The sequence below is a fragment of the Parasphingorhabdus sp. genome (assembly GCF_049667325.1).
Taxonomy (GTDB): Bacteria; Pseudomonadota; Alphaproteobacteria; order Sphingomonadales; family Sphingomonadaceae; genus Parasphingorhabdus.
Genome location: NZ_JBATHY010000095.1, coordinates 1 through 3,980, shown reverse-complemented (window position 1 = coordinate 3,980; position 3,980 = coordinate 1). Strand labels below are relative to the sequence as shown.

At 56.9% G+C, this 3,980-nt stretch carries 5 protein-coding genes; 2 read left to right on the top strand and 3 right to left on the bottom strand.

Going from position 1 to position 3,980, the window contains the following annotated elements:
- Window positions 1-257 (bottom strand): PilZ domain-containing protein (locus WBM93_RS05190; RefSeq protein ID WP_424429091.1); only part of this gene is annotated, 257 nt, incomplete at its 3' end.
- 94 nt (window positions 258-351) lie between these two features.
- Complete coding sequence (locus WBM93_RS05185) at window positions 352-1,881, bottom strand: flavin-containing monooxygenase (RefSeq protein ID WP_424429088.1); 1,530 nt, start codon at window positions 1,879-1,881, stop codon at window positions 352-354.
- A gap of 215 nt (window positions 1,882-2,096) precedes the next feature.
- Between WBM93_RS05185 and WBM93_RS05180 the strand changes: the two genes are divergently transcribed.
- Window positions 2,097-2,816: a DUF4386 domain-containing protein gene (locus tag WBM93_RS05180; protein WP_424429085.1), complete on the top strand. Its 720-nt coding sequence runs from the start codon at window positions 2,097-2,099 to the stop codon at window positions 2,814-2,816.
- 70 nt (window positions 2,817-2,886) lie between these two features.
- Here the strand turns inward: WBM93_RS05180 and WBM93_RS05175 are convergent, their stop codons facing one another.
- Window positions 2,887-3,066, bottom strand: a complete 180-nt coding sequence (locus WBM93_RS05175; RefSeq protein ID WP_424429082.1) for a hypothetical protein — start codon at window positions 3,064-3,066, stop codon at window positions 2,887-2,889.
- Between the two features lie 65 nt (window positions 3,067-3,131).
- On the opposite strand from WBM93_RS05175, the gene WBM93_RS05170 reads away from it, so the two are divergent.
- Entirely contained in the window at window positions 3,132-3,758 is a 627-nt protein-coding gene (locus WBM93_RS05170) for a GNAT family N-acetyltransferase (protein ID WP_424429079.1), read from the top strand.
- Window positions 3,759-3,980: the final 222 nt, after the last annotated feature.

Sequence of the window (3,980 nt, the reverse complement as noted above, 5' to 3'; positions counted from 1 at the left end):
TCCTTGCACCATATCATGGTTGCCGGAATCGGGCTACTGCCATCGAAACGCAACCAGATCCGGGAACTGGCTTTAAATCGCGAATCGCAAGAAATCCGGCAGCCATAGATCGAAACATCGACCAGTTCGCCAGCCTTGGCGGTTTTGCCGTGCTGCCGGATCGCGGCGCGCTGGATCTGGACGGGATGGCGATATACTTTGCGCTGTTCGATCAGCGCCGGCTTCACCGTCCGAAATTGCGAATTCATATAGCTCATGGTCAGCCCCTCGATGGAGAGCCTAGCGAATTCTGTTCAACAAAAGGTTAAACAGAGGCAAGCTATATCCGGTCGCGAATCCAGATCAGCGGCACTATTCTGCGGCCTCGAGGGTTGTCTCGCTTTCGGCCGCCGGCTGCTGCGAATTCGGACCGTAAAACTGGATCACACCGTCATCGACCGGATCATTGAGCAAGACCTTCTTCTCGAACAGATAATCCTGGTTGAGCTTCCACGGCATCGCGGTGCTGTTGCGTGGCAGTTCGGACAGCGAACGCTGGATGTAGCCGGACGAGAAATCGAACAGTTCCTCCTGTTCCAGTTCCGCGTTCAGAACCGGATTGGCGATCCGCGTCGATGTCGCATCCATATGATTGAGCACGCGACAGGCAAATTCTGACACAATATCGGCCTTGAGCGTCCAGCTGGCGTTGAGATAGCCGAACACGATCGCGAGGTTGGGAATGTCGGAGAACATGCAGCCCTTGTAATAATAATGGTCTGGCCAGTGCACCGGCTTGCCGTCGACTTCGAACGAAACCTTGCCGGCAACCGCCAGCTTCAGACCCGTCGCGGTGACAATGATATCGGCATCAAGCGTCTCGCCAGACTTCAGCTTGATCCCGGTCTTGGTCACCGTATCGATATGGCCGGTCTTGAGATCGGCCTTGCCCGCGGCAACCGCCTTGAACATGTCGCCATCGGGTACCAGACACAAGCGCTGCTCCCACGGGCCGTAAGGCGGCGTGTAATCTTCCTTCACATATTTGTCGCCAAGATCCTTCTTCATCGGCTTTTCGAGCTTGGCAATCACCTTCTCCGGCTTGTCCCGCGCCATCCGGAATGTGATGTCCTGCAGCTTTACATTCTTCCAGCGGGTAATCTTGTACGCCCATTTATCCGGCAATATCTTGCGCAGACTGTTGGCAATCCAGTCTTTTGACGGCGCCGAGGCATACCAGGTCGGCGTGCGCTGCAGCATCGTCACATGGCTGGCTTTTTCCGCCAGCACCGGGACGATTGTCACCGCGGTCGCACCGCTGCCGATGATCACCACCTTCTTGCCCGTATAGTCGAAATCCTTGGGCCAGAATTGCGGGTGAACAACGTCGCCCTGGAAATCCTGCAAGCCTTCTATCTGTGCGTCATAGGGATTGTCATAGTCATAATAGCCCGCGCCCATATACAGGAAATTGGCGTGCATGGTGACGAGGCTACCGTCGGATTTTTCGGCTTTTACGGTCCAGCGCGCATCCTCGCTCGACCAGCTGGCGGCCAACACCTTGTGGCCGAAACGGATATGCTTTTCCAGATCATGCTTGGCCTTGATCCGGTGGAGATAGTTCATGATCGAGGGGCCGTCGGCAATCGACTTTTGCTCGGTCCAGGGTTCGAAGATGAAGCCCAGCGTATGCATGTCGCTGTCGGAACGGATGCCGGGATATTGGAACAGGTTCCATGTTCCTCCAATATCATCGCGGCGTTCGACGATGGCAAAGCTTTTGCCAGGACATTTGTCGCGCAGATGCACCGCCATCCCGATCCCCGATATCCCCGCGCCGACGATCAATACGTCAACCGATTCTCCCGTGGTGACACCCTTTTCCGCAACTTGTGTAGCCATTGCCGACTCTCCCAGCTTTTGACAGGTTATGCCATCGACGCAGGAGAGTTGCAATTGGCAATTTAATTGAGCGGTTAAGGAGCAAGGCCGGGACCGGCTTCGCGGGGATCTGGGCCAGCACCGCCAGCGTCCGCCGGGCGCGAGCGCTGTCAACGAGATTGACAGCTGTGTATTGCGTATATAATACACTCACAAATTGAACGGAAGGTCATGTAATGCAGTCTGTGGAAAATGTAGATCCGAAAACCCTGGGACGATGGGTTGGCTGGTCGATGTTGGCGACGCTGGTGGTCGGCTTGGCTTCGGCGTTTCTGATCGCCGAGGGTATCGACATCAACCTTACCGCCGATGTTGAAGCTACGGCTCGCAATATGCTGGACGCCGAGCTGCGTTTGCGGGCCAAGGCCTATATCGCGGCCTTCACCTTCGCACTGGACGGGCTGGTCAGCCTCGGCCTGTTTCTTTTGCTCCGCAAATCGGGTCAACTATTGGCCGCCTGGAGTCTGCTGGTCAGCGTGACCGCAGCGATATTTTCCCTGCTTGGCGCGATATTTGCCTTGAATGCGGCTGAAATTGCCGGTGATCCCGCCTATCAGAATATCGCCAGTGAATCGCAACGCCTGCTGCTAGCGGGCCTGCAAGCAACCTCCAACTATACATCATTTCACCTGGGCCTGGTCTTTTCGAGCGCCGCCATGGCGGGCTTTTTCTATCTGTTCCTCCGATCAGCCTTGATACCCGGAATAATCGCGGGCTGGGGCCTGTTCGCTTCGTTATTTGTCGCAATTGCCATCGTCGCACGGGATTTTATCCCGCTATTGGGACATGAAGCCATCACCGGCGCGTTCATGATTTCAAATCTCGTCGCAATTGTCGCGACAGGCATATACCTGAGCATTCATGGCGTGCGCACGTCCCTCAAAGCCCCTAGCTGACGGGTCTTCAGTGTATCGGGACGCATCGACCGCCAAGCCGATCCATTCCTGTTTGCTTACCGATCGACACTCACCGTTTTTTGGCGATTTTGAGCTTGTCCAGCTTGGCCCGTGTCCGGATTGATTCCTCACTGCGGGTCAGCGCTTTGGCAATGGCTTTGAGGGTCATGCCCTTTTTCGCAAAGGCGTGAAGCTTCTGGATCTCTTCGCTGGTCCAGGGCTGCTTGTGGCGTTCAAAATGTTCTTTCATGGCTCTGGCTTAACAGAACATCGTCGGCCATGGCATCCCCTAAAAAAACATTGTAAACTAGCCTGATGACCGCAACGACGACCATCCCTGTCACTAGACACCGGGCCACCGACCAAAAAGCTGACTCGATCCGCAAGGCAGTCAGCAGGGCCACGTCGATCACCACCGAAAACGCCCTGTCCCGCCTCGCGACGGTGGATGACGCCGGGATTTTCCATGCATTTCTGAGCGACCCGCAGATCCACGCCCCGATCTATACCTTGCCGCGCCCGCTGACCGTCGAGGCGGTACGGACATTCATCGCCGATCACCAGAAGCAGCGCGAATCGGGCGCCGGTCTGTTATTCCTCAACTTCGACGATCACGGCAAGATCGGTGGCTATACCGATATCTGCGTCTGGCCCGAGTGGGCAGCAGGAGAATTGGGCGGCGCGGTCCACCCCGATCGCCAGGGCCAACGACGTGGCATCAGGGGGGCACGGCTCAGTTTCGACTGGATGTTCGAGCGTCTGGGTCTCGACCTGATCTGCGAGACCGCATCGCTCGACAATCACCGGACCGCGCATTTGCTCGACGGACTCGGGTTCCAGCGGATGGGAGAAATATTGAGCCACCGCGATGATGGTACCACCCGTCCGTCGCTGGTGTGGGAAGTTTCGCGTGCGGACTGGATTAGAGGCCGGCAGGAATGAGCTTTCTCCCTTGTGGAAGAGGAAACAACACCACTTAACAGCCTCCCGAAGCTGTGATAGCGCCAGGCCATCGAAACCTTCTTCCTCTGGATTGGCCTCGCTCTGGCGGGATCGGGACTGGCGCTGGCGCTGCGCAGCGATCTGCTGTTCATTCGCAACGGTACCCGCAGGGTGCCGGCCAAGGTGGTCCGTCACCGGAGCGCGCGGGAAGACGGCGGTACG